At 71.9% G+C, this 23,170-nt stretch carries 20 protein-coding genes and 1 riboswitch; of the genes, 7 read left to right on the top strand and 13 right to left on the bottom strand.

Features of this window, described 5'->3' with window-relative positions:
• Positions 1-8: 8 nt before the first annotated feature.
• Positions 9-1,382 carry an MBL fold metallo-hydrolase gene (locus tag F8A92_RS07380; protein WP_153504523.1) on the bottom strand — a complete coding sequence of 458 codons (1,374 nt, stop codon included), beginning with the start codon at positions 1,380-1,382 and terminating at the stop codon, positions 9-11.
• A gap of 255 nt (positions 1,383-1,637) precedes the next feature.
• On the opposite strand from F8A92_RS07380, the gene F8A92_RS07375 reads away from it, so the two are divergent.
• From F8A92_RS07375 to F8A92_RS07365, 3 genes are all read left to right on the top strand, one after another.
• Positions 1,638-2,030, top strand: coding sequence for a DUF302 domain-containing protein (locus F8A92_RS07375; protein ID WP_153504522.1), 393 nt, complete (start codon positions 1,638-1,640; stop codon positions 2,028-2,030).
• Between the two features lie 25 nt (positions 2,031-2,055).
• Positions 2,056-2,322, top strand: a complete 267-nt coding sequence (locus F8A92_RS07370; RefSeq protein WP_153504521.1) for a metal-sensitive transcriptional regulator — start codon at positions 2,056-2,058, stop codon at positions 2,320-2,322.
• Positions 2,323-2,458: 136 nt separating this feature from the next.
• The gene (locus F8A92_RS07365) at positions 2,459-3,253 is read left to right on the top strand and encodes a PP2C family protein-serine/threonine phosphatase (protein WP_153504520.1); all 795 of its coding nucleotides are present in this window, start codon (positions 2,459-2,461) and stop codon (positions 3,251-3,253) included.
• Between the two features lie 25 nt (positions 3,254-3,278).
• On the opposite strand, the gene F8A92_RS07360 is transcribed toward F8A92_RS07365, so the two are convergent.
• The 3 genes from F8A92_RS07360 to F8A92_RS07350 are packed head-to-tail and all read right to left on the bottom strand — an operon-like array spanning position 3,279 to position 7,030.
• Positions 3,279-4,289, bottom strand: a complete 1,011-nt coding sequence (locus F8A92_RS07360) for an ABC transporter ATP-binding protein (RefSeq protein ID WP_153504519.1) — start codon at positions 4,287-4,289, stop codon at positions 3,279-3,281.
• Positions 4,289-5,953, bottom strand: coding sequence for an ABC transporter permease (locus tag F8A92_RS07355; protein WP_153504518.1), 1,665 nt, complete (start codon positions 5,951-5,953; stop codon positions 4,289-4,291). Before F8A92_RS07355 ends, F8A92_RS07360 begins: the two co-directional genes overlap by 1 nt.
• A 27-nt stretch (positions 5,954-5,980) precedes the next feature.
• Entirely contained in the window at positions 5,981-7,030 is a 1,050-nt protein-coding gene (locus tag F8A92_RS07350) for a thiamine ABC transporter substrate-binding protein (protein WP_153504517.1), read from the bottom strand.
• Positions 7,031-7,081: 51 nt separating this feature from the next.
• Positions 7,082-7,187: riboswitch (TPP riboswitch) on the bottom strand.
• Between the two features lie 208 nt (positions 7,188-7,395).
• Between F8A92_RS07350 and F8A92_RS07345 the strand changes: the two genes are divergently transcribed.
• Together F8A92_RS07345 and F8A92_RS07340 are read left to right on the top strand one after the other, a co-directional pair.
• Complete coding sequence (locus F8A92_RS07345) at positions 7,396-7,806, top strand: PaaI family thioesterase (protein WP_228389281.1); 411 nt, start codon at positions 7,396-7,398, stop codon at positions 7,804-7,806.
• Positions 7,807-7,930: 124 nt separating this feature from the next.
• A complete protein-coding gene (locus tag F8A92_RS07340; protein WP_153504515.1) occupies positions 7,931-8,707 on the top strand; it encodes an SDR family NAD(P)-dependent oxidoreductase in 777 nt (258 codons plus the stop codon).
• A 3-nt stretch (positions 8,708-8,710) separates the two neighbouring features.
• On the opposite strand, the gene F8A92_RS07335 is transcribed toward F8A92_RS07340, so the two are convergent.
• Together F8A92_RS07335 and F8A92_RS07330 are read right to left on the bottom strand one after the other, a co-directional pair.
• Positions 8,711-9,697: a squalene cyclase gene (locus F8A92_RS07335; protein WP_153504514.1), complete on the bottom strand. Its 987-nt coding sequence runs from the start codon at positions 9,695-9,697 to the stop codon at positions 8,711-8,713.
• A gap of 28 nt (positions 9,698-9,725) precedes the next feature.
• Positions 9,726-10,454 carry a hypothetical protein gene (locus F8A92_RS07330; RefSeq protein WP_153504513.1) on the bottom strand — a complete coding sequence of 243 codons (729 nt, stop codon included), beginning with the start codon at positions 10,452-10,454 and terminating at the stop codon, positions 9,726-9,728.
• Positions 10,455-10,567: 113 nt separating this feature from the next.
• Between F8A92_RS07330 and F8A92_RS07325 the strand changes: the two genes are divergently transcribed.
• Both F8A92_RS07325 and F8A92_RS07320 read left to right on the top strand, forming a co-directional pair.
• Positions 10,568-11,596 (top strand): adenosine deaminase, encoded by a 1,029-nt coding sequence (locus F8A92_RS07325; RefSeq protein ID WP_153504512.1) that lies wholly within the window; start codon positions 10,568-10,570, stop codon positions 11,594-11,596.
• The gene (locus F8A92_RS07320; protein WP_194291398.1) at positions 11,574-12,470 is read left to right on the top strand and encodes a glucosaminidase domain-containing protein; all 897 of its coding nucleotides are present in this window, start codon (positions 11,574-11,576) and stop codon (positions 12,468-12,470) included. Before F8A92_RS07325 ends, F8A92_RS07320 begins: the two co-directional genes overlap by 23 nt.
• Before the next feature lie 135 nt (positions 12,471-12,605).
• Here F8A92_RS07320 and F8A92_RS07315 read toward each other — a convergent pair whose 3' ends face one another.
• The 7 genes from F8A92_RS07315 to F8A92_RS07285 form a co-directional block, all read right to left on the bottom strand.
• Positions 12,606-14,387 (bottom strand): gamma-glutamyltransferase family protein, encoded by a 1,782-nt coding sequence (locus F8A92_RS07315; RefSeq protein ID WP_153504510.1) that lies wholly within the window; start codon positions 14,385-14,387, stop codon positions 12,606-12,608.
• 63 nt (positions 14,388-14,450) lie between these two features.
• A complete protein-coding gene (locus tag F8A92_RS07310) occupies positions 14,451-15,215 on the bottom strand; it encodes an enoyl-CoA hydratase/isomerase family protein (protein WP_153504509.1) in 765 nt (254 codons plus the stop codon).
• Positions 15,216-15,300: 85 nt separating this feature from the next.
• Positions 15,301-16,317: an acyl-CoA dehydrogenase family protein gene (locus F8A92_RS07305; protein ID WP_153504508.1), complete on the bottom strand. Its 1,017-nt coding sequence runs from the start codon at positions 16,315-16,317 to the stop codon at positions 15,301-15,303.
• Positions 16,314-17,444 carry an acyl-CoA dehydrogenase family protein gene (locus F8A92_RS07300; RefSeq protein WP_153504507.1) on the bottom strand — a complete coding sequence of 377 codons (1,131 nt, stop codon included), beginning with the start codon at positions 17,442-17,444 and terminating at the stop codon, positions 16,314-16,316. The genes F8A92_RS07305 and F8A92_RS07300 overlap by 4 nt, the downstream gene beginning before the upstream one ends.
• A 96-nt stretch (positions 17,445-17,540) precedes the next feature.
• Complete coding sequence (locus F8A92_RS07295) at positions 17,541-19,094, bottom strand: FAD-binding oxidoreductase (RefSeq protein ID WP_153504506.1); 1,554 nt, start codon at positions 19,092-19,094, stop codon at positions 17,541-17,543.
• Positions 19,095-19,104: 10 nt separating this feature from the next.
• Positions 19,105-20,796, bottom strand: coding sequence for a glycerol-3-phosphate dehydrogenase/oxidase (locus tag F8A92_RS07290; RefSeq protein WP_153504505.1), 1,692 nt, complete (start codon positions 20,794-20,796; stop codon positions 19,105-19,107).
• Positions 20,793-22,298 carry an FGGY family carbohydrate kinase gene (locus tag F8A92_RS07285; RefSeq protein ID WP_153504504.1) on the bottom strand — a complete coding sequence of 502 codons (1,506 nt, stop codon included), beginning with the start codon at positions 22,296-22,298 and terminating at the stop codon, positions 20,793-20,795. Before F8A92_RS07285 ends, F8A92_RS07290 begins: the two co-directional genes overlap by 4 nt.
• Positions 22,299-23,170 lie beyond the last annotated feature (872 nt).

The raw sequence follows: 23,170 nt of genomic DNA, 5'->3' as shown, positions 1-23,170 counted from the left end.
GGGGTGGGTCAGTGGGTGAGGGGCAGGCCCGCGGCCGCGGCGCTCTCGTCGAAGCTGTCGTCGATCGCCACCGGACGGATCCCGTGTGCGGCGAGCACCGACGCGGCGATGGACGCGCGGTAGCCGGCGGCGCAGTGCACCCAGACCTCGCCGCCGGGCACCTCGTCGAGACGACCGAGCAGCTCGTGCAGCGGGATGTGGGTCGCGCCGTCGATGTGGCCGTCGGCGTACTCCGAGGAGCGACGCACGTCGAGCACGGCGACCGGCCGGTGGTGGCGGACCTGGGCGAGGTCGGCGAACTCCGCGCGCTCGAACGTCCCCGGGTCGGCGTCCGACCAGTCGGCGGGGCTGCCGGTGGCGGCGCCGGCCAGCCGGTCGATGCCGATCCGGACCAGCTCGCGCTGCGCCTCCGCCACCTGCTCGGGGCTGTCGCCGAGCAACGTCAGCGGGGTGCCCCAGGGGATGAGCCAGCCGAGGTACGTGGCGAACTGGCCGTCGATGCCGAAGTTCAGCGTGCCGGTGACGTGGCCGGCGGCGAACGCCGTGCGGCTGCGCAGGTCCACCACCCACTCGCCCGCCGCGATCCGCGCCGCGAGGGTCTCCTTGTCGGCGGCCTCCGGGGTGCTCAGATCTGCTCCGGACGGTCCGGCGCTGTTGGCGGGCCCCATGTGGGCGTAGTACGCCGGGTAGTCGTCGAGGCCGGCGAGGGTGTCGGCGACCCACTGCTGCTCGTCCTGCGTGAGCGCGGGGTTCTGCCGCTTCTCCCGGCCGATGGTCGACTCGGTGACGTCGCCGGTGGAGCCGGCCGAGCAGAACGATCCGAAGCCGTGCGTCGGCAGCACGTGAGTGTGCTCCGGGAGCTCCTCGGCGAGCCGGTGGGCGGAGGCGAACTGGTGGTGCACCAGGTCGTCGGTGTGCTCGTGGCCGAGCAGGTCCGGACGGCCGGTCGCGCCGAACAGCAGTGAGCCACCGGTGAACACGCCGACCGGCTCGAGCGGATCGCCGGCCTCCAGGGCGTAGGACAGGTGGGTGAACGTGTGGCCGGGCGTCGCGATGACCCGGACGCGCATCGTCGGGGAGATCTCGACCACGTCACCGTCGGAGACGGGGACCCGGTCGTAGGAGACGTCGTCGGCGGCGTTCACGTGGTACGCCGCACCGGTCGCCTGCGCGAGCGCCAGGCCGCCGGTGACGTAGTCGTTGTGGATGTGCGTCTCGAGGACGTGGGTGATCCGCACGCCGGCGGACTCCGCGATCGACAGGACACGGTCGATGTCACGCTGGGGGTCGACGACCACTGCAACCTCGCCGTCGTGCGCGAGGTAGGAACGGTCACCCAGCGTCGGCGTCTCGATGGGAACGATGACCGGGGCTGCACTCATGGCTACTTCCTTCGCTGTCTCGTACGGGTGCCGAGGGCCGCCGCCGAGTGGCGCGGATACCCTCAGGGGTATGTGACCGTCTAACCGTAATACCGGGAGCGGTATTTCCGCCACTGGTCCCGGCCGGCTCGTGATGTACCCCACGGGGTATTTGTAGGGCCGGTGCACGCCGCGATGCGCGAACTGGCAGACATACCCCAGCCGGTATATGATATGGGCGTTCTCAGAGCCCGCCCGCGCATCGAGGAGTCCGCCATGAGCTACGCCCTGTCCGCCACCGTTCGTCGCCCGTTCGGCGAGACCGTCGAAGCCACCCGTGCCGCTCTGGGTGAGCAGGGCTTCGGGGTGCTGACCGAGATCGACCTCGCCGCCACCCTGAAGGAGAAGATCGGCGCCGACATCGCGCCCCAGGTCATCCTCGGGGCGTGCCGGCCGCCGCTGGCTCACGCCGCGGTGGAGGCCGAGCCCTCGATCGGCCTGCTGCTGCCCTGCAACGTCGTCGTTCGCGCCGTCGACGACTCGACGACCGTGGTCGAGGCCATGGATCCCGACGTCATGGTCAGCCTGACCGGCAACGAGAACCTCACCGACGTCGCGGCCGACGCCCGCGACCGGCTCAGCACCGCACTCAGCACCCTCACCGGCTGATCAGCCCGACCCCCAGGAGCCCCTCATGGTCACTCTCAACAGCGACGACCTGACCCCCGTCATCAACCGGCTGCGCCGCGCGCAGGGCCAGATCGGCGGCGTGATCCGCCTCATCGAGGAGGGCCGCGACTGCAAGGACGTCGTTAACCAGCTCGCCGCGGTGAACCGCGCGCTGGATCGCGCCGGCTTCGCGATCGTGTCCTCGGGAATGCGCCAGTGCCTGGCGTCCCCCGAGGGAATCAGCGCCGAGGATCAGGCGACGCTGGAGAAGCTCTTCCTCACGCTCGCCTGAGCACGGCGTCGGCGGAGGTGCCGGTACGCCCGAAGCACTTCCGCCGACCGCCCGCGCGAGGTTACGGCGGCGCAACAGCGCAATCGGTAGAATCGAGCGGTCCGCCAGTGCCACACGCCCCGCGAAGGAGCGCGAGATGCCTTACACGTTGCGAACCGCCGCGCGCACCCATGAGGGCCTCGTGCGCGAGAACAACGAGGACAACTACTTCGTCGGACCGCGCCTGCTCGTCGTCGCCGACGGGATGGGCGGCCACGCCGCGGGCGAGGTCGCGTCGCGGATCACCGCCGACCAGTTCGCCGCGCTCGACGAGGTCGAGCGCGACGACGAGCTGACCAAGGCGCTCGCCGAGGCCACCGCGGCCGCGACGGCCGAGATCGCGCGCCGGGTCGAGCACGACCCCGATCTCGAGGGCATGGGCACCACGCTCACCGCGGTGCTGTTCGGAGCCCGCCGGATCGCGGTGGCGAACATCGGCGACTCGCGGGCCTACCTCTACCAGCGCGACAGCGGCAAGCTCACGCAGCTGACCCACGACGACTCCTACGTGCAGATGATGGTCGAGAACGGCGACATCACCGCCGACCAGGCGCAGCACCACCCGTACCGCAACATCGTCCTGAAGTCGGTCAACGGCAAGGAAGTCACGCCCCGGTTCACGACGCTCATGCGGATCCACGGTGATCGCTACCTGGTGTGCAGTGACGGGCTCACGGACTACGTCGACACCGCGGACGTCACCGCGGCACTGGATCTCGACGACATCGACGAGGCAGCCGACCGGCTGATCTCCCTGGCGCTCGAGGCGGGTGCACCGGACAACGTCACCATCGTCATCGCCGACCTGATCCCGGTGGCCGGCGGTCCGGCGGCGGACGGGCGGCCGACAGGCGCGGGCTCGGCCCGCACAGAGCCGATCGCCCTGCCCTGATCGCCCGCTGCCCCCGCGCTGACGATCACGTCGGCAACGGCGCGACGGCTCCGCGGTCGAGCTCGAGGGTGACCGGATCGCCGGGCTGCAGCAGCGCCTCGATCGGCGCGACGGCGTCCAGCTCCTGCCCGTCGGCGAGGCGGACGACGATCCGCTGGTCGTCGACGGTCGGCGTGCTCGCCAGCACCGTCGCGGCCAGCCGACCCTCCGGGGGCCGACCCTCGGCGCCCGACAACCGCAACGCGCCCGGGCGCATCGCGAGCGCTGCGGCAGTGACAGCGAAGGCCTCCCGCAGCGGCCGCAGCTGCGCCCCGCGCAGCACTCGCACGTAGCCGAGGAACAGGGCCGCGTCCTCGTCCACCGGATGCGACCACACCTGCCGCGGGGTACCGTCCTGCACGAACCGGCCGTCGCGCATCAGCACCACGCGATCCGCGACGGCGAAGGCCTCCTCGTGGTCGTGGGTCACCAGCAGCCCCATCGTCGACGTCTCGCGCAGCGCCGTACGGAGGTCGGCGGCGAGCCGGGTGCGAAGGGAGGCGTCGAGCGCCGACAGGGGCTCGTCGAGCAGCAACAGGCCCGGTCGCGGTGCGAGCGCGCGGGCGAGCGCGACGCGCTGCCGCTGGCCGCCCGACAGCGTCGCCGGCGCGCGGTCGCCGTAGTCCGCCAGCCCCACCATGCCGAGCAGCCGCCGGGCCGTCGCGGCGGCCGACGCGCGGCCGGCCCCGTGCCGGCGCGGTCCGTACGCGACGTTGTCGGCGACCGACAGGTGCTCGAAGAGCTGGCCGTCCTGGAACATCAGACCGAAGCGCCGCTTGTGCACGGGGACGGCGGCCTGGTCCACGCCGTCGAACAGCACCCGCCCCGAGGCGAGCACCTCGAGCCCGGCGACCGCCCGCAGCAGGCTGGACTTGCCGCACCCCGATGGCCCGATCACCGCGACGATCTCCGGGCCCCGCACGCCGAGGTCCACGCCGTCGACGGCTCGCAGCCGCCCGAAGCACACGCTCAGGTTCTCCACCACCAGCTCGCTCATCAGAACGTTCCCACCGCGCCCACGCCCAACCGGTCGACCAGACCCATGAGCGCGACCGTGACGAGCGCCAGCACGACGGACGCGGCCATCGCCATCCCGAAGTTCTCGGCGTCCGGCCGGGAGATGAGCCGGTAGATGACGACCGGCAGGGTCGGGTTGTCGGCGCGCGCCAGGAAGGAGGTGGCGCCGAACTCCCCCATCGACACGGCGGCGGCGAATCCGGCTGCCGCGAGCAACGGTCGCCACACGACCGGCAGGTCGACGGTGAGCAGCGCGCGACCGTACGACGCGCCGAGCACCATCGCCGCCTGGCGGGCCCGGTCGTCGATCTGGGTCAGCGCGGGGGTGATGGTGCGGACCACCAGCGGCAGCGCGACGGTCGCCTGCGCGATCGGGACGAGCACGGACGACGTCCGCAGATCGAGCGGCGGGTGATTCAAGGTGATGAAGAAGCCGAATCCCACGGTCACCGCCGAGACCCCGAGCGGCAGCATGAAGGCGGCGTCGAACGCCGACACCCACCGCCGTCCGGTGCGGGTCTGCGTAGCGCGAGACACCACGAACGCGACCAGCACCCCGAGCAGCACCGCGATCACCGTCGCGTTCGCGGCGATGACGAGGGACACCTGCAAGGCCTGCCACACGGTGACCAGGAGCGCGTTGCCGGCTCCGGTGGTCCCGAGGGCGGCGTAGTTGGCGAGCGTCCACGCGCCGTCCTTCTGCAGCGACCGGCCGACCAGGGAGGCGATCGGGGCGAGCAGGAACAGCACGACGCCGGCCGTGACCCCGAGGACCGGCCACTCGGCAGCCGCCGGACGGCGCCGGCTCGATCGGCCGGTCGACGCGCGCGTCGTCGTCGTGCGGCGGGCACGTTCGATGACCGCGAGCAGGGCGAGCACCACGACCAGCTGCACGACCGAGAGGACCGCCGCTGTCTTGAGGTCGAGGAAGTGCGCGGTCTGCAGGTAGATCTCCGTCTCGATCGTCCCGTAGCGCAGACCGCCCAGCGTGAGCACGACGCCGAAGGAGGTGGCGCAGAACAGGAACACGACGGAGGCCGCGGACAGGATGGCCGGCCGCAGCGCGGGCAGCGTGATCGTGCGGAAGACCGTCAGGGGTGCGGCGCCGAGGGAGGACGCCGACTCCTCCGCCCGGCTCCCGAGTCCCTGCCATGCCACACCGACCGTTCGGGCGACCACGCTGATGTTGAAGAAGACCAGCCCCAGGATGATCGCCGTCCAGGTGCCGTCGAGGCCGAGAAAGCCGAGCGGTCCGGCCTCGCTCAGCAGCGTGCGGAACGCCACGCCGACGACGATGGTCGGCAGCACGAACGGCATCGTGACGATCGCCCGCAGCACCGCCTGGCCGGGGAACGACAACCGGTACAGGCAGTACGCGACCGGCACGCCGAGCACCACGGAGATCGCCGACGCCAGCCCGGACTGGGCGATCGTGAGCCACACCAGCCGTCGGATGCGGGCCCGGGCGAGGGTCTCGGTGAACCCGGACAGGTCGAGCGCGCCGTCGGCGAAGAACCCGCGGTGCAGCATGCCGCCGACCGGCAGCAGGAAGAACACCGCCAGGAAGCACAACGGCACGGCGGCGATCAGGACGAGGAGCCAGGCGGGCGCTCCCGGGCGGGCCGCCCGTACGCGAGTGCTCATCCAGCCCCTGTCCTGTGGTGCCGCCGGTCAGCCGGTGGTGACGTCGGCCCACTCCTTGAGCCAGCCGTCACGCTTGGCCGCGATCGTCGACGGGTCGACGGTGAGCGGGTCGGTGGCCAGCGGAGCGTACTTCGCCCAGTCCGCGGGCAGCGCGGCCCCGCTGGCCGGGTACATGTACATGTTGTCAGGGATCGACTTCTGGAACGCCGGCTCGCTGATGAAGTCGATGAACGCCTCGGCACCCTTCGTGTTGTCGGTGCCCTTCACGACCCCGGCGTACTCGATCTGCCGGAAGCAGGTGGACAGCACGGCGGAGGTCGTGGGCTCGCCGCCGCCCTTGGGGATGGTGAACGGTGGCGAGGACGCGTACGAGACCACGATCGGGCGGGACCCCTTGCCTTCGCCGCCGGAGAAGTCGACCGAGTAGGCGTCGGTCCACCCGCTGGTGATCTTGACGCCGTTGTCGCGCAGCTTGGTCCAGTAGCCCTGCCAGCCGTTCTCGCCGTACTTCGCCACCGTGGCGAGGAAGAAGGCGGTGCCGGGCGACGAGGTGACAGCGCTCGGGGTGACGAGCAGGTCCCGGTACTCGGGCTTGATCAGGTCGTCCAGCGAGGTCGGTGCGGCCAGCCCGTGCGACGCGAACCAGCCGTTGTCGACGTTCAGGCAGACGTCGCCGTAATCGATGGCCGTCAGGTCGTCGTCCGCTCCGGGCAGCGCGAGGCTCTTCGCCTGATCGGTCGCCTTGGCCGAGGAGTACGGCCTGAACACGCCGGCGTCGACGGCGCGGATGCCGAGGGTGTTGTCGATGCCGAAGACGACGTCGGCACTCGGGTTGTCCTTGCTGAGGATGAGCTTGTTGGTGAGCTCGCCTGCGTCGCCGGCGGTCTGGATCTTGACCGTGTATCCGGAGTCCTTCTCGAACTTCTTGATCAGCTCGGCCGGCGCCGCCCACGAGTCGTGCGTCATGACCGTGACGGTCTTGGCGTCGGACGAGCCGCCGCCGCCGACGCCGCAGGCGCTGAGCGTCACCGCGGCGGTGATGGTGATCGCGGCGAGCGCCGCACTGTGCTTCGACATGTTCCCTCCATTGCTGCGAGGGAGCTCGATCGCCCGCTGGCGCGGGGTCTTCGACTGAGTTTCCCGACTTCCTACACCGGTGCTAACCGGATCAGGTTCGAGGGTCTGCGGACGATCCGCACTCTCAGCGCCGCGTGGCGCTCCCCTGTCGTTGTGCTGCGGCCAGCATAGTCCGGCGCCGCGCGCTCCGGAGATCGACGTCCTGGAGGGGCATTGGGCATTCGGGGTGGACAGTGCCCCGACTCGGCGACGTTTTGGCGGAGACCGCTGACCGGACCCGAGGGGCGCCGGTCGGGGCACCCACCCGAGATCGGCTCGATCCTCCGATGCGCCGGGCCGTATCGTGGCGACCGGAGGAACAACCTATGGACAGCTCGGCCCTGCAGGCGCGCGTCGCCGCGATCATCGACCTACCGCTGCACCGCTTTCTGGGCGTCTCGCTCATCGACGCGGACGACCCGGCGGCCGGCGCGACCTTCGTGGTCGATGAGCCCACCCAGGGACCGGGCGGCTGGCTGCACGGCGGCGTCGTCTACACCCTGCTCGACATGACCTGCTACCTGGCGCTGCTCCCGCACCTCGCGGAGGACAAGATCGCGGTGTCGCATGCCGTGAACATCTCGCTGATGAAGGGCGTACCCGGCGGATCGACCGTCCGGCTCACCGCCGAGGTGGTGCGGGTCGGCAGGTCGCTGGCGTTCCTGCGCGCCGAGGCGCGGGCCGAGGGACATGTCGTGGCCACCGCGACGGTGACGAAGTCGATCATCCCCGGGTAGCCGGAGGAGCGGGCCGCGCGGCGCCACGGCGTTCCGTGCCCCGGATCGCCGCAAAGGCAGCGCCTCGGCGGGTTTGCTGATAAGAATTCCTAGCAGTGCGAACTATCGACTCTCGGAGGACTTCATGACCCAGTACCCGCTGCCGAACAACGCGGCCGACCTGACCGGCGACATCGCCTTCGTGACCGGTGCGAGCTCGGGCCTCGGACGACGGTTCGCGCAGGTGATCGCCGCCTCGGGTGCCACGGTCGTGGTCACCGCGCGGCGGAAGGCCAAGCTGGACCAGCTGGTCGAGGAGATCACCGCCGCGGGCGGGCGGGCGGTGGCGATCGAGATGGACGTGACCGACGCCGACTCCATCTTCGCGGCCTACCAGAGCGCGGTCGATCAGGTCGGCGTCCCGACGATCCTGATCAACAACGCCGGCATCCCGGACGCGCAGTACGCGACGAAGATGTCGGTCGAGCTCATCGACTCGGTGATCGGCACCAACCTGCGCGGCCCGTTCATCCTCGCCTCGGAGTTCGCGCGACGGCTGATCGCCGAGAAGCGCGGCGGCCGCATCGTGAACGTCGCCTCGATGGCGGCGTTCCGCTATGACGGGCACGGGGCCGCGCTGTACTCGATCACCAAGGCGGCGGTCGTCCGGATGACCGCCGCGCTGTCGGTCGAGTGGGCGCGGTTCAACATCAATGTCAACGCCATCGCGCCCGGGATGTTCGCCAGCGAGATGATGGACGGGATGCTCGAGCGGATGGGCGACCTGGCCGCGCGGACGCCCCGCAAGCGGATCGGGCAGCCCGCGCAGATGGACAGCACGCTGCTGTTCCTCATCTCCCCCGCGTCGGAGGCCGTCACCGGCACCACCGTCCAGATCGACGACGGGCAGAGCGCGAAGTAGCCCTCAGGCCGGCCGGTCGTCCCACCAGGTCAGCACCCGCAGCGCGTGGTACGTGACCCAGGGCGACGGTCGGCCGGCGGGAACGTCGATGTCCACCCAGGTGCGTCCGGGCAGCAGCTCGCCCTGCAGGAAGGTGCCGTCGGGCTGCTGCTGCGCGCGCAGCAGCTCGATCGCCTCGACGCAGCGCGCGTCGGGCTCGGTACCGTCGAACGCCGCCGCGTCCCGGAAGTAGTTCAGCGCGTGCAGCGCGCTGTACTTCCAGCGCATCGGGTAGATCGAGTTGGTGACCCAGTCGCCGAACGGCCGGCCGTCGCGCAGCCGGTGCAGCAGCCGCCGCTCGAGGAGGTACTCCTCGCCGCCACGACGCGCCTCCCGGATCGCGTCGATCCGCGGATCGGCAGCGCCGACGGTGCGCTCGTACTCCAGCAGCCCCTTCAGCGAGTTCAGGGTCGAATGGACCGAGGACCTTCTCGAGCCCTCCACCCACTCGCAGTTCCAGCCGCCGTCGGCGAGCCGGTGCTCCGGGAACCAGTGCGCGAGCGCGCGCATGTCCCGGCCGAGCCACAGCCCGTTGGCGACGGTCATGGCGTTGATGCAGCAGTCGACCTCGCCGTCCCAGTACGGGAGGTCGTCGTACTCCCAGCGCGCGTTCCGCTCGAGCAGTCCCGCGGTGTCGCGGTACCGCAGGTCGGCGGGATCGGCGCCCCACTCGCGCAGGGTGGTCAGCGTCCAGGTGGTCGCGGTCCACGGCTGGCCCGGCTCGTCCGGCGTCGCGTCGGACGGGAAGTAGGCGCCCCCGGCCCACTGCCCGTCCGGATCCTGGGCGGCGATCAGGCGCGCGGCCATCCCCTCGGTGCCGACGCGGGCGCGAGTCGCCTGCCAGACGGACGGCGGCGCCCCGGCCAGATCCCGCTCCACCCGCCAGCGCAGCGCGACGTCGGTGTCCAGCAGCCACGGGAGCAGCTGCTCCACTGCGGTGCTCGCTCTCATGGCCGATCCTTCCCCACCGTCGCCGGCATCAGGAGCTGGTGAACGCTCCCTGCGAGGCGTAGTAGATCGCGATCGACAGCGGGCCCTCGGCCTCGATCGTCCAGATGGTGTCCTTGCCCTTGCCGGCGATGTTCTTCGAGGAGATGGAGTACCCGGCGTCCTCGAGCGCGGCGACCCAGTCGTCGTACGCCGCGGCCGGATCGTCCGTCTTGAAGCTGCCGAAGCACGTCTTGCCGGAGCAGTAGGTGCCGCTGTCGTCGACCTGGACGCTCGGCGGGACCGGGAAGTCGGCCGGCAGCGTGCCGTTGCTCGACCCACCGGAACCGCCGCTCGGCTCGGATCCGGAGTCGGTCGGCTCGGAGCCGGTCGGCTCGGAGGAGCCGCCGCTGTCCGGTGCGGAGGCCTGCTCGCTGGTCGACGTGGACGCCGCGCTGCTCGAGCTGTCGGACTTGTTCGTGACGATGATGATGGTTGCCACGACCGCGCCGATGACGAGGAGCGCCGCCCCGACGATGATCGGCAGCTTGTTGTTGTTCTTCGGCGGCTCGTGGCCCCACCCCGGCCCCTGGGGTCCGGCGGCGTACGGCGGCTGGCCCGGCTGCTGCCAGCCTGGCGCGGCCCCGTACTGCGGCTGGCCCTGCTGCTGCGGCGGCCAGCCGCCGGGCCCGGGCTGCGGTTGGTGGGGCGCGGTGTACGCGTCGTACTGCTGCTGGTACGGATCGGGCTGGTAGCCGCCGTTGCGGGGAGGTGTCGACATCTGCGTGCATCAACCTTGTCGTCGAGCTGCTTCGAGGGATGGCGGGCGATCCGCCGGTGTCCGCGGGCGGGCGTTCCGCCACATGCGCACCGGTATGAGACACACTAGACCGCATGACGGTTCCCCCACACCATCCGCTGCGAGAGTTCATCGCCGGCCTGCCGAAGGCCGAGCTGCACGTGCATCACGTGGGGTCGGCGTCGCCGGCGGTGGTGGCCGAGCTGGCGTCCCGTCACCCGGGGGCGGTCCCGACCGACCCCGCCGAGCTCGCCGCGTACTTCACCTTCACCGACTTCGCGCACTTCGTCGAGCTGTACCTCTCCGTGGTGGACCTCGTGCGCACACCTGAGGACGTCCGGTCCCTCACCTTCGGCGTCGCGCGGGACCTGGCCGCCCAGGGCGTGCGGTACGCCGAGCTGACCTGCACCCCCGAGACATCGGTGATCCGCGGCATCGCGCCTGAGGCGTACGTCGAGGCCATCGAGGATGCGCGGCTCGGCGCGGAACGCGAGTTCGGCATCGAGCTGCAGTGGATCTTCGACATCGCGGGCGAGAACGGCGTACCCGGCGCGGACACGACGCTGATGGTCGCGCTCGATCACGGCCCCTCGTCGCTGGTGGGCTTCGGGCTCGGCGGTCCCGAGATCGGCGTGCCGCGCCCGCAGTTCAAGCCGCACTTCGACGCGGCCCGCTCGGCCGGCCTGCGGTCGGTCCCGCACGCCGGCGAGTCGACCGGCCCGCAGACGATGTGGGACGCGATCGACCACCTGCACGCCGAACGCATCGGGCACGGCATCGCCGCCGTGCACGATCCTCGATTGATGGAGGTCCTGGCGGAGCGGCAGATCTCCCTGGAGGTCTGCCCGACGTCCAACGTGGCCACCCGCTGTGTCGAGACCCTTGAGGCGCACCCGCTGCGGACGCTGGTCGAGGCGGGCGTGCCGGTCACCATCAACAGCGACGACCCGCCGATGTTCGGCACGACGCTGTGCCGCGAGTACGAGATCGCGGCCGACCTGCTGTCGCTCGATCGCGACGGTGTCGCCGATCTGGCGCGGGAGGCGGTACGCCGCTCGTTCGCGCCCGATGCCACCAAGACCCGGATCCTGCAGCAGATCGATGACTACGCGGCGAAGGCCTGAGGCGTCGGTCGCCCAGCGTTCGGGCGGCCGCACCTCAGCCGCCGGCCACAGCTCCGCCGGCAGCCGCACCGCAGCCGCCGGCCGCACCTCCGCCGGCAGCCGCCGGGCGACCGGCGCCACTGCCCGGTCGACCAGCGCCACCGCACGGTCGACGGCGGCGCCGCCGCGCTCCCGGACGCAGGCCGCGAAGACGTCCTCTAGCCGGAGCTCCACGTCGCGGGTCGCGACGAAGAAGTCGAGCAGCACCCTATCCGGACGGGCGCGGCCGCGCCGCACCAAGGCCGCGCGGGAGGCGATGCTGCGGCGCCGACGGCGGACGGTCGCCGGGCTGGCCGCCGTCGTGGCGGCGACCGCGATCTGGACGATCTCCGGCGAGGACGACGTCCGCACCGGCCGCGCGCCCACCGACCCGACCGCGTTCATCGAGTACGCCGTCGTGCCGGCGCAGGAGGGCATGGACGAGTACGACGTGCCCGCCTCGGTGGCGCTGGCGCAGGCGATCGTCGAGTCGCACTGGGCGAAGTCGGAGCTCACGGTCAAGGGCCGCAACTACTTCGGCATCAAGTGCAGCGGCGACTCGCCGTACGCGACCGGCTGCATGGACAAGGTCACGCAGGAGTGCACCGACGACGGCGCCTGCCACAACCAGGTGGCGAGCTTCCGCACCTACGGCAGCGCCGAGGACTCGTTCCGCGACCACGGGCACTTCCTGGCCACCAACTCGCGCTACGAGACGGCGTTCGAGCACGTCGACGATCCCGACCGGTTCGCCAAGGAAGTCGCGAAAGCGGGCTATGCAACCGATCCGGCGTACGCCGACAAGCTCATCGAGCTCATGCAGCAGTACGACCTCTACCAGTACGACGAGACCTGACCGCTTCCCCTCTCGCGGTGGGTTGCACCCCGCTTTCGGCTACATAGCGGGGTACAAGCCACCGCCACAGGCGTGAGCGAGGCGGAAGCCACCGCATCAGGGGTGTCCGCGCTGGGGAACGGTTCTCAAGACGGCTTACCGGGAGACGGCGTAGCCCTGCATGCCGCGCGGGTTGGCGGCGCTGCGGATCAGCCCGGTGCGCGGCTCGTACGACGCCGCCGAGAGCCGGCCGAGCGACCACGGGTCGCCGACCTCGAGCGTGTGGCCGCGCTCGCGCAGCCCGTCGAGGACGCCGGCGGGCATCCGGGACTCGACCGCGACGACCAGGGGGCGCCACACCCGCGGGTCGAACGAGGAGACGACCGCCTCGCTGTGCCAGGCCGGCGAATCGATCGACTCCTGCAGATTGCGGCCGAGGACCGTGTGCGCGAGGAGGAAGACGAGCTGCCACTGGTCCTGCTGGTCGCCGCCCGGCGTGCCGAATCCCGTCGTCCGGCCGGTGTCCAGGTCGACGCTCATCGACGGCGACAGCGTCGTCCGCGGGCGGCGCCCGGGCTGCAGGGACGACGGGAGGCCCTCCTCGAGCCAGCACATCTGCAGCCGGCTGCCGAGGCAGAAGCCCACCTCGGGGATGTACGGCGACGCCTGCAGCCACCCGCCGCTCGGCGTGGCGCTGACGACGTTGCCCCACCGGTCGACCACGTCGATGTGGCAGGTGTCGCCGCGCGGGACGTCGTCCTGCTTGACCGTGGGCTCGCCGATGCCGGCCTTCGAGGGCGGCTTGGCGCCCACCCGACGGACGGCCGAGGCGAGCCGTGGCTCCCGGCCACCGGGCCGGCCGGGGCGGAGCTCTTCGGACGCGGCGCCGGTGATCAGCGCGCGGCGCTGGTCGAGGTAGGCCGGGTCGAGCAGCTCCGCCACGTCGAGCAGGTCGTCTCCCGAGTCTCCGTGGTAGGCATCGCGGTCGGCGAAGGCGAGCTTGGCCGCCTCGATCGCGTGGTGCACGATGTCGACGGTCCAGTCGTCGGCGCGCTCCGGCAGCAGCGGATCGAGCAGCGCGAGCTGCTGCAGCAGGACCGGGCCCTGCGACCACCGGTCGCACTTGTAGACCTGGCTCCCCCGCCAGACATAGCTCACCGGCTCCTCGTACGTCGGGCTCCAGGAGGCGAGGTCGTCGGCGGTCATGACCCCGGCGTGGTCGGCGCCGGAGGAGTCGCGCACCGGGGTGGTGACGAAGCGACTGATCGCCTCGGCGACGAACCCGTGGCTCCACGCGCGCAGGGCGGCGTCGATCCCTTCGGCCCGGTCGGCGACGGCGGCGGCCTCGGCGCACAGCCGCTCCAGCGTCCGCGCGTACGGCTCGTTGGTGACCAGCTCGGTGGCCTGCGGCGCGCGTCCGTGCGGCAGCCACTGCGCGGCCGACGTCGGCCAATGCGTCGTGAAGTAGTCGGCCATCGAGGCGATGGTCCCCGCCACGCGGGCGATCACCGGGTGGCCGTGCCGCGCGTAACCGATCGCGTACTTCAGCACCTCGCCCAGCGGCAGCGTGCCGTGATCGCGCAGCAGGGTCAGCCAGGCCGGCACCGCGCCGGGCGTCGACGGCGCGAGCAGCCCGGTGCCGGGCACGGTCTCCAGGCCCTCGGACCGGTAGTGCGCGATCGTGGCGCCGGCCGGCGCGGGCGCCTGCCCGCACAGCACGACGGGCTCCTTGCCGGCGTGCGCCAGCATGATGGGCGCGTCGCCGCCGGGCCCGTTCAGGTGCGGCTCGACGACGTGCAGCACGAACGCGGTCGCCACCGCCGCGTCGTACGCGTTGCCGCCGGTCTCCAGCACCGCCATCCCGCTGGACGACGCGAGATAGTGCGTGGATGCAACCGCGCCGAAGGTTCCGGTGAGCTCAGGCCTGGTGGTGAACATCCCCTGATCCTGCCAGCAGCGGCGCCGCCGAGGGTGCTTCTCGGCGTCGCCGCCGGCGGCAAGTCAGCGGTTGTGGAAGGCCGCCTCGCGGCGCTCGAGGTTCGCCTTGATGCCCTCGGCACAGTCCTCGGTGGCCCAGTGCGCGGTCTGCTCGGTGAGCTCGCGATCGAGGACCGCCTTGACGTCGTCCGCCAGTGAGCCGCGCAGCGTCTCGCGGATCGAGCGGACGGCGATCGGCGCGTTGGCCGCGATCTGCCCCGCCAGCTCGAGCGCACCGGCGTACGGGTCGTCGGCGAGCCGGTCGACCAGGCCGATCGCCAGCGCCTCCTCGCCCTTCACCGCGCGGGCAAGCAGCAGCATCTCGCTGGCCTTCTGCTCGCCGATGAGCCGCGGCAGGGTCACGCTGAGCCCGAAGCCCTGGTGGAAGCCGAGCCGCGCGAAGTTCGCGTGCAGCCGGGACGCCGGGCTGGCGACGCGGAAGTCGGCCATCGCTGCGAGGCCGAGGCCGCCGCCGACGGCCGCGCCCTGCACCGCCGCCACGATCGGGGTCTGGATGCGGAACAGCTCGGCGGCGTGCGTGTAGAGCTTGCGGGAGGTCTCGGCGCGCTCCGGGCCGAACCCACCGCCGGAGTCGCCGAAGTTGGCGCCTGCGCAGAAGTTCTTGCCCTCGGAGCACAGCACGATGGCCCGGGTGTCCGGATCGGCGTCCGCCTGGGCGCCGGCTTCGACGAGCTCGCTGATCATCGCGTGGTCGAAGAAGTTGTGCGGCGGCCGGTTCACCCGGAAAACCGCTACATAGCCTTCCTTCGATACCTGCAGATCTCCCATGCGTCGATCACTCCATCTCGATAAGACGTGCTCGGATTCGCCGGCCGGTCCGCCGCTGCCGCTTAGCAGCGACGTCCGCCGGGTGCTACTTGATGATCTCGGAGCCCGCGACGATGACCTCGTGCAGCTTGCCGTGCGCCGCGATCTTGGTGCCGAGCTCAAGCGCCAGCTGCTTCTCGTCGCCGTACTCACCGCGCCATGCGTAGAGCCGGCGGGTGAGCTGCTGCAGGCGGTACTCCTGCGTCATGCCGATCGCGCCGTGCGCCTGGTGGGCGGCGCGTGCCGCGACCGTCGCGTTCTTGTCGATGACCTGCTTGGTCGCCTTGATCTCGAACGGCGCGGGGCCGCGGAGGGTCGCCAGCGCGGCGCGATCGACCGACAGCGACGCCATCGCCGCCATCTGGGCGAGCGTCACGACGTGCTGCTGCACCGCCTGGAAGCGGCCGACCGGCTGGCCGAACTGCACGCGCTCGCCGACGTACTGCCGGGTGAGGTCGCTCGCGGCCTCGAGGGCTCCGGCGAGCTGCGCGGACCGCGCGAGGGCGCCCAGCAGCCCGAGGTCGGCGGCGGTGTCGCCGACGACCGTCCCGTCGATGCGGACGTCGTCGCATGGCATCCCGGCCATGTCGACGCCCTCCCGGGTGACCTCGACCGGAGCGGTGAACGCCTTGCCGTCGACGACGCCGACGAGCAGCTCGGCGCCGCGTGCCCACGGCACCCGTGCGGCCGCGCCGCTCACCTGGTCACCCTCGACGCGCAGCTCGGCGGTCGGTGGGACGACGGCCAGCGCGCCCTCGGGGATCTGCGCTCCGGCGTCGGCCAGGATCATCGCGGCCAGCATGGTCTCGGCGAGCGGCAGCGGCGCCGCCTGCTCGCCGGCGGCGTGCAGGATCGCCAGCGCGTCGAGGATCGTGCCACCGGAGCCACCGGCCTCCTCCGGGATGCCGACGAGGTGCAGGCCCATGCCGACGACCTCGGCCCACAGCTTCTCCGGTGCTGCGCCGTCGGCCTCGGCCTGGGTGACGACCTCGTGGGGGCACCGCTCGCGGAACAGCTCGCGGACGGTCGCGACCAGGTCGCGGTCGGCTCGTACGTCGCTCATCGCTTGTTCAGTCCCTTCGAGATGACGGTCCGCAGGATCTCGTTCGTGCCGCCGCGGATCGACCACGACGGGGACACCAGGATCGCCCGCGCCAGCAGCGACTCGTGCGGATCGTCGGAGTGCAGGTCCGGCGTACGGCCGTAGTGGCGGGCGACGATGTCGGTGCATTCCTGCTCGAAGCGGGTCGCCATCTCCTTGATCAGCGCGGCCTCGGTGACCGGGCTCTTGCCCTCGTCGACCATGCGGGCGACCGACAGCGACATGCCGCGGAACGCCCAGGACCGGGCCGCGATCGCGCCGAGATCGGCCGCGGCCGCGGCGTCCCCCTCGACCGAGCGGGACGTCGCCCAGTTCTCCAGGATCGGCATGACCGACATCCACCGGTCGACGCCGCCCCGCTCGAGCACGAGCTCGGCGGTGTTCTGGCCCCAGCCGCCGCCGACCTCGCCCATGCGCAGCGAGTCCGGGAGGTACATGTCCTCGAAGCTGATCTCGCAGAAGTGCCGGGTGCCGTCGATGAACGGGATCTTGTTGATCGACATGCCCTCGGTCTCGCGAGGGACGATGAACTGCGTGAGGCCGGTGTGCTTGTCCTCGGAGGTGCGGAACAGCGCCAGGATGTGCGTGGACTCGTAGGCACCGGAGGTCCAGATCTTGGTGCCGTTGACCCGCCAGCCGTCGCCCTCGCGCACCGCGCGGGTGCGTAGGGAGGCGAGATCGGAGCCCGAGTCGGGCTCGCTCATCCCGATCGCGAACGAGACCTCGCCGCGGGCGATCCGCGGCAGCAGGTCGCGCTTCTGCTCCTCGGTGCCGTGCTTGGCGATGCTCGGGCCGCTCTGCCGGTCGCCGACCCAGTGGAAGCCCACCGGAGCACCGACGGCGAGCAGCTCCTCGACCACGATCAGCCGCTCGACGGCGGTGCGGCCGTGACCGCCGTACTCCGTCGGCAGCGCCATGCCGAGCCAGCCCTGCGCGCCGAGGTCCCGGGAGAACTCCGGATCGATCTCGCCGGACATGCCCAGCCCGAGAGGATAGCTCCCCACGGGCAACCGCTTACGTAGCCAGGAGCGGACCTCCTGCTGCAGCGCGCGCTCGTCGTCGGTGAGCTCAGTGGCCTCGAGTCTCATCGGGCACCTCCTGTAGTTGCCTCGAACCTACGCTGTGGACAGTTTCGTTAGCAATGTGAAACAACTGACGCGGGAATGACCGTTCCGGCGCGGCGCTCACGAGTCGAGGGGCGAGCGTCCGAACGGGCTGGGCAGCCCCAGCTTCGCCGGGTTCATGATGCCGTGCGGATCCAGCGCGTGCTTGATCGACACGAGGATCTCGAACGCGGGTCCGAGGGACTCGGGCAGGTACGGCGCCCGCAGCAGCCCGCAGCCGTGATGGTGGCTCAACGCCGCGCGATGCTTGATCAGCACGTCGTTCGCGGCGTCCCACGCGGCGCGGTACCACTCCCGGCGGCGGTCCACCTCGACGTCGCCGCGCAGCGAGAAGTACACGCACGCGCCGTCGGTGTAGGCGTGCGACTGATGCGCCGAGGCACGGAGCGTGCCGGGAACGGACTCGATCGCCGCGACGACATCGTCGTAGATCGCCGGCAGGGCCGACCATTCGGCGGCGATCTCGAGGGTGTCCGCGACGAAGCCGGGGCCCGGCGTGAAGCCCGCGGCGGACTTGCCGAGCCGCATCCGGTCGTCGAGCCAGTCGTCGAACACCTGATGGTCGTCGAGCCGCGCGGCGCCCTCGCACGCCGCCTCGCTCGTCGCGATCATCGCGTCGACGATCGCGGGCTCGCCCTCGTCGGCGATCAGCAGCAGGTTCGTGTCGGGGTGCCCGAAGTGGGTGCCGCTCTCCTTCTTGTCGTACAGCCGCAGGACGGCGGGGGTGGCGCCGCGCTGCATGATCTCGCGGCAGGCGTCCAGCCCGGCGGCGAACGACTCGAAGCCGAACGCGATCGCCTTGGCGTACCCGGGCAGCCGATGGGTGCGCAGCCGGACGGCGGTGATGACGCCGAGCGTGCCCTCGGATCCGATGAAGACCTGGCGCAGGTCCGGCCCGGTGGCCGCCCGCGGGTAGTCCTGCAGGGTCACCTGCCGGCCGTCGGCGAGCACGACGTCGAGGCCGACGACCATGTCCTCGATCTTCCCGTAGCGCGTGGACAGCTGGCCCGCGCCGCGGCAGGCGACCCAGCCGCCCACCGTCGACATCGCGAACGCCGACGGCCAGTGGCCGGTGGTCACGCCGTACGTCTCCTGCAGCTGCTGCTCGAAGGCGTCGCCGAACATCCCGGCCTGGACGTCGACGACCAGCGAGTCGCGGTCGAAGCCGACGATCGCGTTCAGTCGGCACAGGTCGAGGACCACGCCGCCGTGCACCGGCAGGGCCGCGCCGGTGACGTTGCTGCGTCCGGCGGACGGCGTCACCGGGATCCGCGCCTCGTGGCAGATCCGCAGCACCTGCGCGACCTGGTCGGCCGAGCCGGCCTCGACGATGACGGCGTCCGGCGTCGCCGGGTGCCCCGCGGTCTCGCCGATCATCGATCCGGCCCACCAGTCGCGGGTGCGCAGGACGACGGTGTCGCGGTCGGTGTGCACGGCCTCGGCGGCATCGCGCAGCTTCGCGAGCACCTCGTCGGGGATCGGCACGACGTCCCGCTGCAGCGACGCGTCGCCGGTGCCGGGCGGCGTCGCATCGCCGTACCGCGGCGGGTTGGGCCGGCTCGGCAGGTAGTTGCCGTGGTTGAACCCGGTGGTGATCGTCTGGCGGCTGATCATGCGTTCTCCTTCACGAGGCGCTGCTGGTCGTCGTCAGGCACTGCTTCTCGTGCGCGATGCTCGCGGCGTACTCGGCGACCTGCCGGTCACGCTCCGCCGCGTCGAGGTCGAGCTCGCGACCGAGGATCTCGGCAACGGCGGGGGCCGCGTCCACCGACCGGTCGCGCGCGAACAGCCGCAGCCGGGTGCGGCGGGACAGCACGTCGTCGACCGACCGGGCGAGCTCGCAGCGTGCGGCGTACACGACCTCGGCCATGACGTGCGGCGCCCCGTCCACGATGGGCTTGCCGAGCGCGGGGTCCTCGGCGATCAGCGCGCTGACGAAGGCGGCCTCGGTGCCGTACCGCCCGCTCAGGTGCGCGGCGAGGCCGCCGGTGGCCGTGGTGGCCTCGGCGTCGTAACCTGCGCCGCCGAGCAGCGGCAGGGTCTTGGTGCGGCACCGGCCGTTGCGCTCGAGCAGCCGGTCCACCTGGTCGGTGACCAGCTCGCCCATGTGGCGGGCGGTGGTCAGCTTGCCGCCGGTGACGGTCACCATGGCGCGGACGTCGACGGTGATCGAGTGGTCGCGGCTCATGGTGAGCGTGGCGCCCTCCTTGCTGCCGACGAGCGGCCGCAGGCCGGCGTAGCTGCCGACCACGTCCGCGTCGGAGAGGTCGGTGCCGAACGCGGCGTTGACCCCGTCGAGCAGAAACCGCATCTCGTCGCCGGTGCACTGCACGTCGTCCAGCGGGCCGTCGTAGTCGGTGTCGGTGAGCCCGACGATGACGCAGTCGCCCCAGCGGGTGCAGGTCGCGCGCCGGCTGCGGCCGGGGATCGGCACGGTGACGGTGCCGTCGATCCGCAGCCGGGTCCAGGGCAGCACGAGGTGCACGCCCTTGCCGGGCCGTACCCGCGGCTCGTGGGCGGGGTCGGCGAGGGCGTCGACGGTGTCGCTCCACACGCCGGTCGCGTTGACGACGACGCGGGCCCGGACGTCGACCTGGCCGGCGCCGGTGTCGACGCGCGCGCCGCGCACCCGGCCGTCGACCTCGATCAGCCCGGTGACGCGGGCGCCGTTGAGCAGGGTCGCGCCGTAGTGCGCGGCGGTCCGGGCGATGGTGAGCGTGAGGCGGGCGTCGTCCGCCCGGCAGTCGTAGTAGAGGAATCCGCTGCGGACGTCGGCGCCGGCCAGCAGCGGGGCGCGGCTGAGCACCTCGTCCGCGGTCAGCCGCTGGTGCAGGCGACCGATGCGCCAGCCGCCGGCGAGGTCGTAGGTCCACAGCAGACCCTCGAAGGCCTTCGCAAGCCGCGGGTCGAACACGCCGTCGTGGGCGAGCACGGGGAACAGGAACGGCAGCCGCTGGACCAGGTGCGGCGCGTTGGTCCGCAGCCGCTGTCGTTCCAGCAGCGCGTGCCGGACCAGGCCGAGGTTGCCCTGCTCGATGTACCGCAGGCCGCCGTGCACCATCTTCGAGGACTTCGACGACGTGCCCGAGGCGAAGTCGTCCTTCTCGACCAGGGCGACGCGCAGCCCGCGGGTGGCGCAGTCGAGCGCGACGTAGCTGCCCGTGACGCCGCCGCCGATGACGAGGACGTCGTACTCGCCGCCGGAGTCGACGTCGGCGATGGCCTGCTCCCGTGGCAGCTGCAGCGGGGTGCGGCGGATCGACGTGAAGCGGCCCGTTCTGGCGCGCCGGCCCGGCAGCTGGATATGGCGGCTCATCGCTCCCCTTCGGTCGTCGGGCGTCGGGTCGCGACCTGCCACGCGCCGCGCAGGTCGGCGCGCTCCTGCGCGGAGATCCGCGGCTCGAACAAGTCGCCCCCAGGGAGCGTACCGAGCGCGGCGGCGCGATCCGGCCAGACGCCGAGCTCGATCCCGGCGAGGTAGGCAGCGCCCCGCAGGCTCGCGGTGTCGAAATCGGCGGCGCGCTCGACCGGGACGCCGAGGAGGTCGGCCTGTGCCTGGGCGAGCACGTCGCTGCGCGCGAGCCCGCCGCCGCACCGCAGGATCCGCGGCGCGGCGCCCGACACGGTGGCGAGTGCCTCCACCAGGTCGCCGACCGTGTGCGCGACGCCGTCAACGACGGCGCGGGCAATCGCTGCCTTGTCCGTTGCCAGGGTCAGGCCGCCGAGCAGCCCGGTGGCTGAGGGGTCGGCCACCGGCGTGCGGACGCCGGCGAGCGACGGCTCGAACCAGGGCGCGGCGGCGTGCGGAGCGCTCGCGGCGAGCGCGCCGAGCTGCTCCGGGCCGCTGAACAGCCCGATCCCGGTGCACAGCCAGTCGACGGCCGCGCCGGTGGTGGCGGCAAACGCCTCGACGGCATCGCGGCTGTCGGTGGGCGTCCGCCAGGCGATCTCGTACAGCGCGTTGTCGATCTCGTGCGACGCCGCCGGCGGGGCCCCGGTGAGCATGCTGACGAAGCTGCCGGTGCCGTGCACGACGGTCGTGTCGCCAGCGCGGTCCGCGCCCAGTGCGACCCAGGCGGCGTGCTGGTCGCCGACGGCTGCGGCGATCGGGAGCCGTTCCCCGAGGACCCCAGGATCGGTGGTGCCGAGCGTTCCCGCGTCGTTGGTGACGACCGGGAGGACGCCGCCGGGGACGCCGAGCGCCGCCAACCAGCCCGGCAGCCAGGTCAGGTCGTCGAGGACGAGCCCACCGATCGACTGCGCGTTGGTGGCCGAGAACGTGCGGGTCTGCCCGGCGGTGAGCTGGTGCAGCAGCCAGGCGTCGACCGTGCCGAACGCGAGCCGGCGCGCACGGAACGCGTCCGCGACGGCGGGCACCTCGCGGATGCAGCGGGTGAGCCACAGCAGCGGGGACCGCGTGCCGACCGGCCGCCCGGTCGCGGCGATCAGCCGGTCGTCCCACTCGGCCGCGAGGTCCGCGAGCTCGTCGGCGTACCGGCGGTCCTGCCACACGACGGCCGGGGCCAGCGGCGTCCCGTCGCGGAGGTCCCACAGCACGCTCGTTGCCCGCTGGTTGGCGATGGAGAGCCCCGCGAGCTGCACGCCGTTCGCCTCGGCCCAGGCGCGGGCTTGCCGCGCGACGTCGCTGGTCTTCGCCCAGATCTCGCCGGCGTCCTGCTCGACCCGTCGGCCGTCCGGCGTGGAGACCATTAGTGGCTCGTAGAAGACCGGCCCGATGGAGCCGTCCGCGAGAACGACGGCGGCGCGCGTGCCGGTGGTGCCCTCATCGATGCCGAGGATGCCTGGTCGAACGGCCACGCCACCTCCCCGTGTCGGCTGGGTCGCGTTCTGCGAGGTGACCCTTCAGAGCGCCGTCCGGACCATAGCGCGCGAGCGCTTCCTGTCGCCCGCGGAGTGCCGGGCGCCGCGCTGATCGGTCGGCCAAGGTCGACCTGTCCGAAGCGACCGTCTCCGCGCGCCAAGGACGCACCGTCGTGCGCGTGGTCGCCTTCAGCCCGCCGAGCGACCGGACCACCGAGGGCTACACCGAGGTGGCCTGGAACCCGATCGCCCGCTGCGAGGACCCTCTCGGTCGCTACCCGCCGCCGCGACCCGGGTGGCCGGCAGCGAGGACGGCAACCGCGGGACCACGACGACGCGTTCTGGCGCCAGTCCGCCCGCCAAATCCTTGAGGCGTGGCTGCACGCCGCGGCCCTCGACAAGAGCGCCGCCCAGACCATCACGCCGCAGGCCGGGCCCGCGCTCATGCCCACCGTCAGCGTCGGCGGCCTTGGGTGGTGAGAGCTAGCACGCCGGGCAGGATCCTTTCGCTCAATTCAGCGCACAACTCGCCTGGGGTCTTAAGTCCTGTGCCGCCTCCATGTGACGACCGAGTGGGATCGCTCTTCGGGCGGATTGTTATGTGAGCGTGAGCAACTGGGCGCAAAGCAGGATAATGTGTGATTGGCGTGTGCTTGACACTGCGCTGTCTTACGGCGCGCGAGGCCTTGCCTGCCTGCCCACTTCTCTTGCTCATCCCCTCGTAGGGAGCTCCTCGATGCTGTCGTTACGCCGTCGCCCTGCAGGGTGGGTGTGAACCGCCCCAGTGGAGTCCCAGCAGAGTGGTGTACGACGGACCTGAGTGAGCGCGTGCCTCCAACGTAGGCGCGGCCACCAGGTGGATCCTTCGA

Origin of the sequence: Cumulibacter manganitolerans (genome assembly GCF_009602465.1) — a bacterium.
Classification (GTDB): Bacteria; Actinomycetota; Actinomycetes; order Mycobacteriales; family Antricoccaceae; genus Cumulibacter; species Cumulibacter manganitolerans.
Note: the sequence above shows the minus strand (reverse complement) of the source record. Positions and strands in the feature narration are given on the sequence as shown.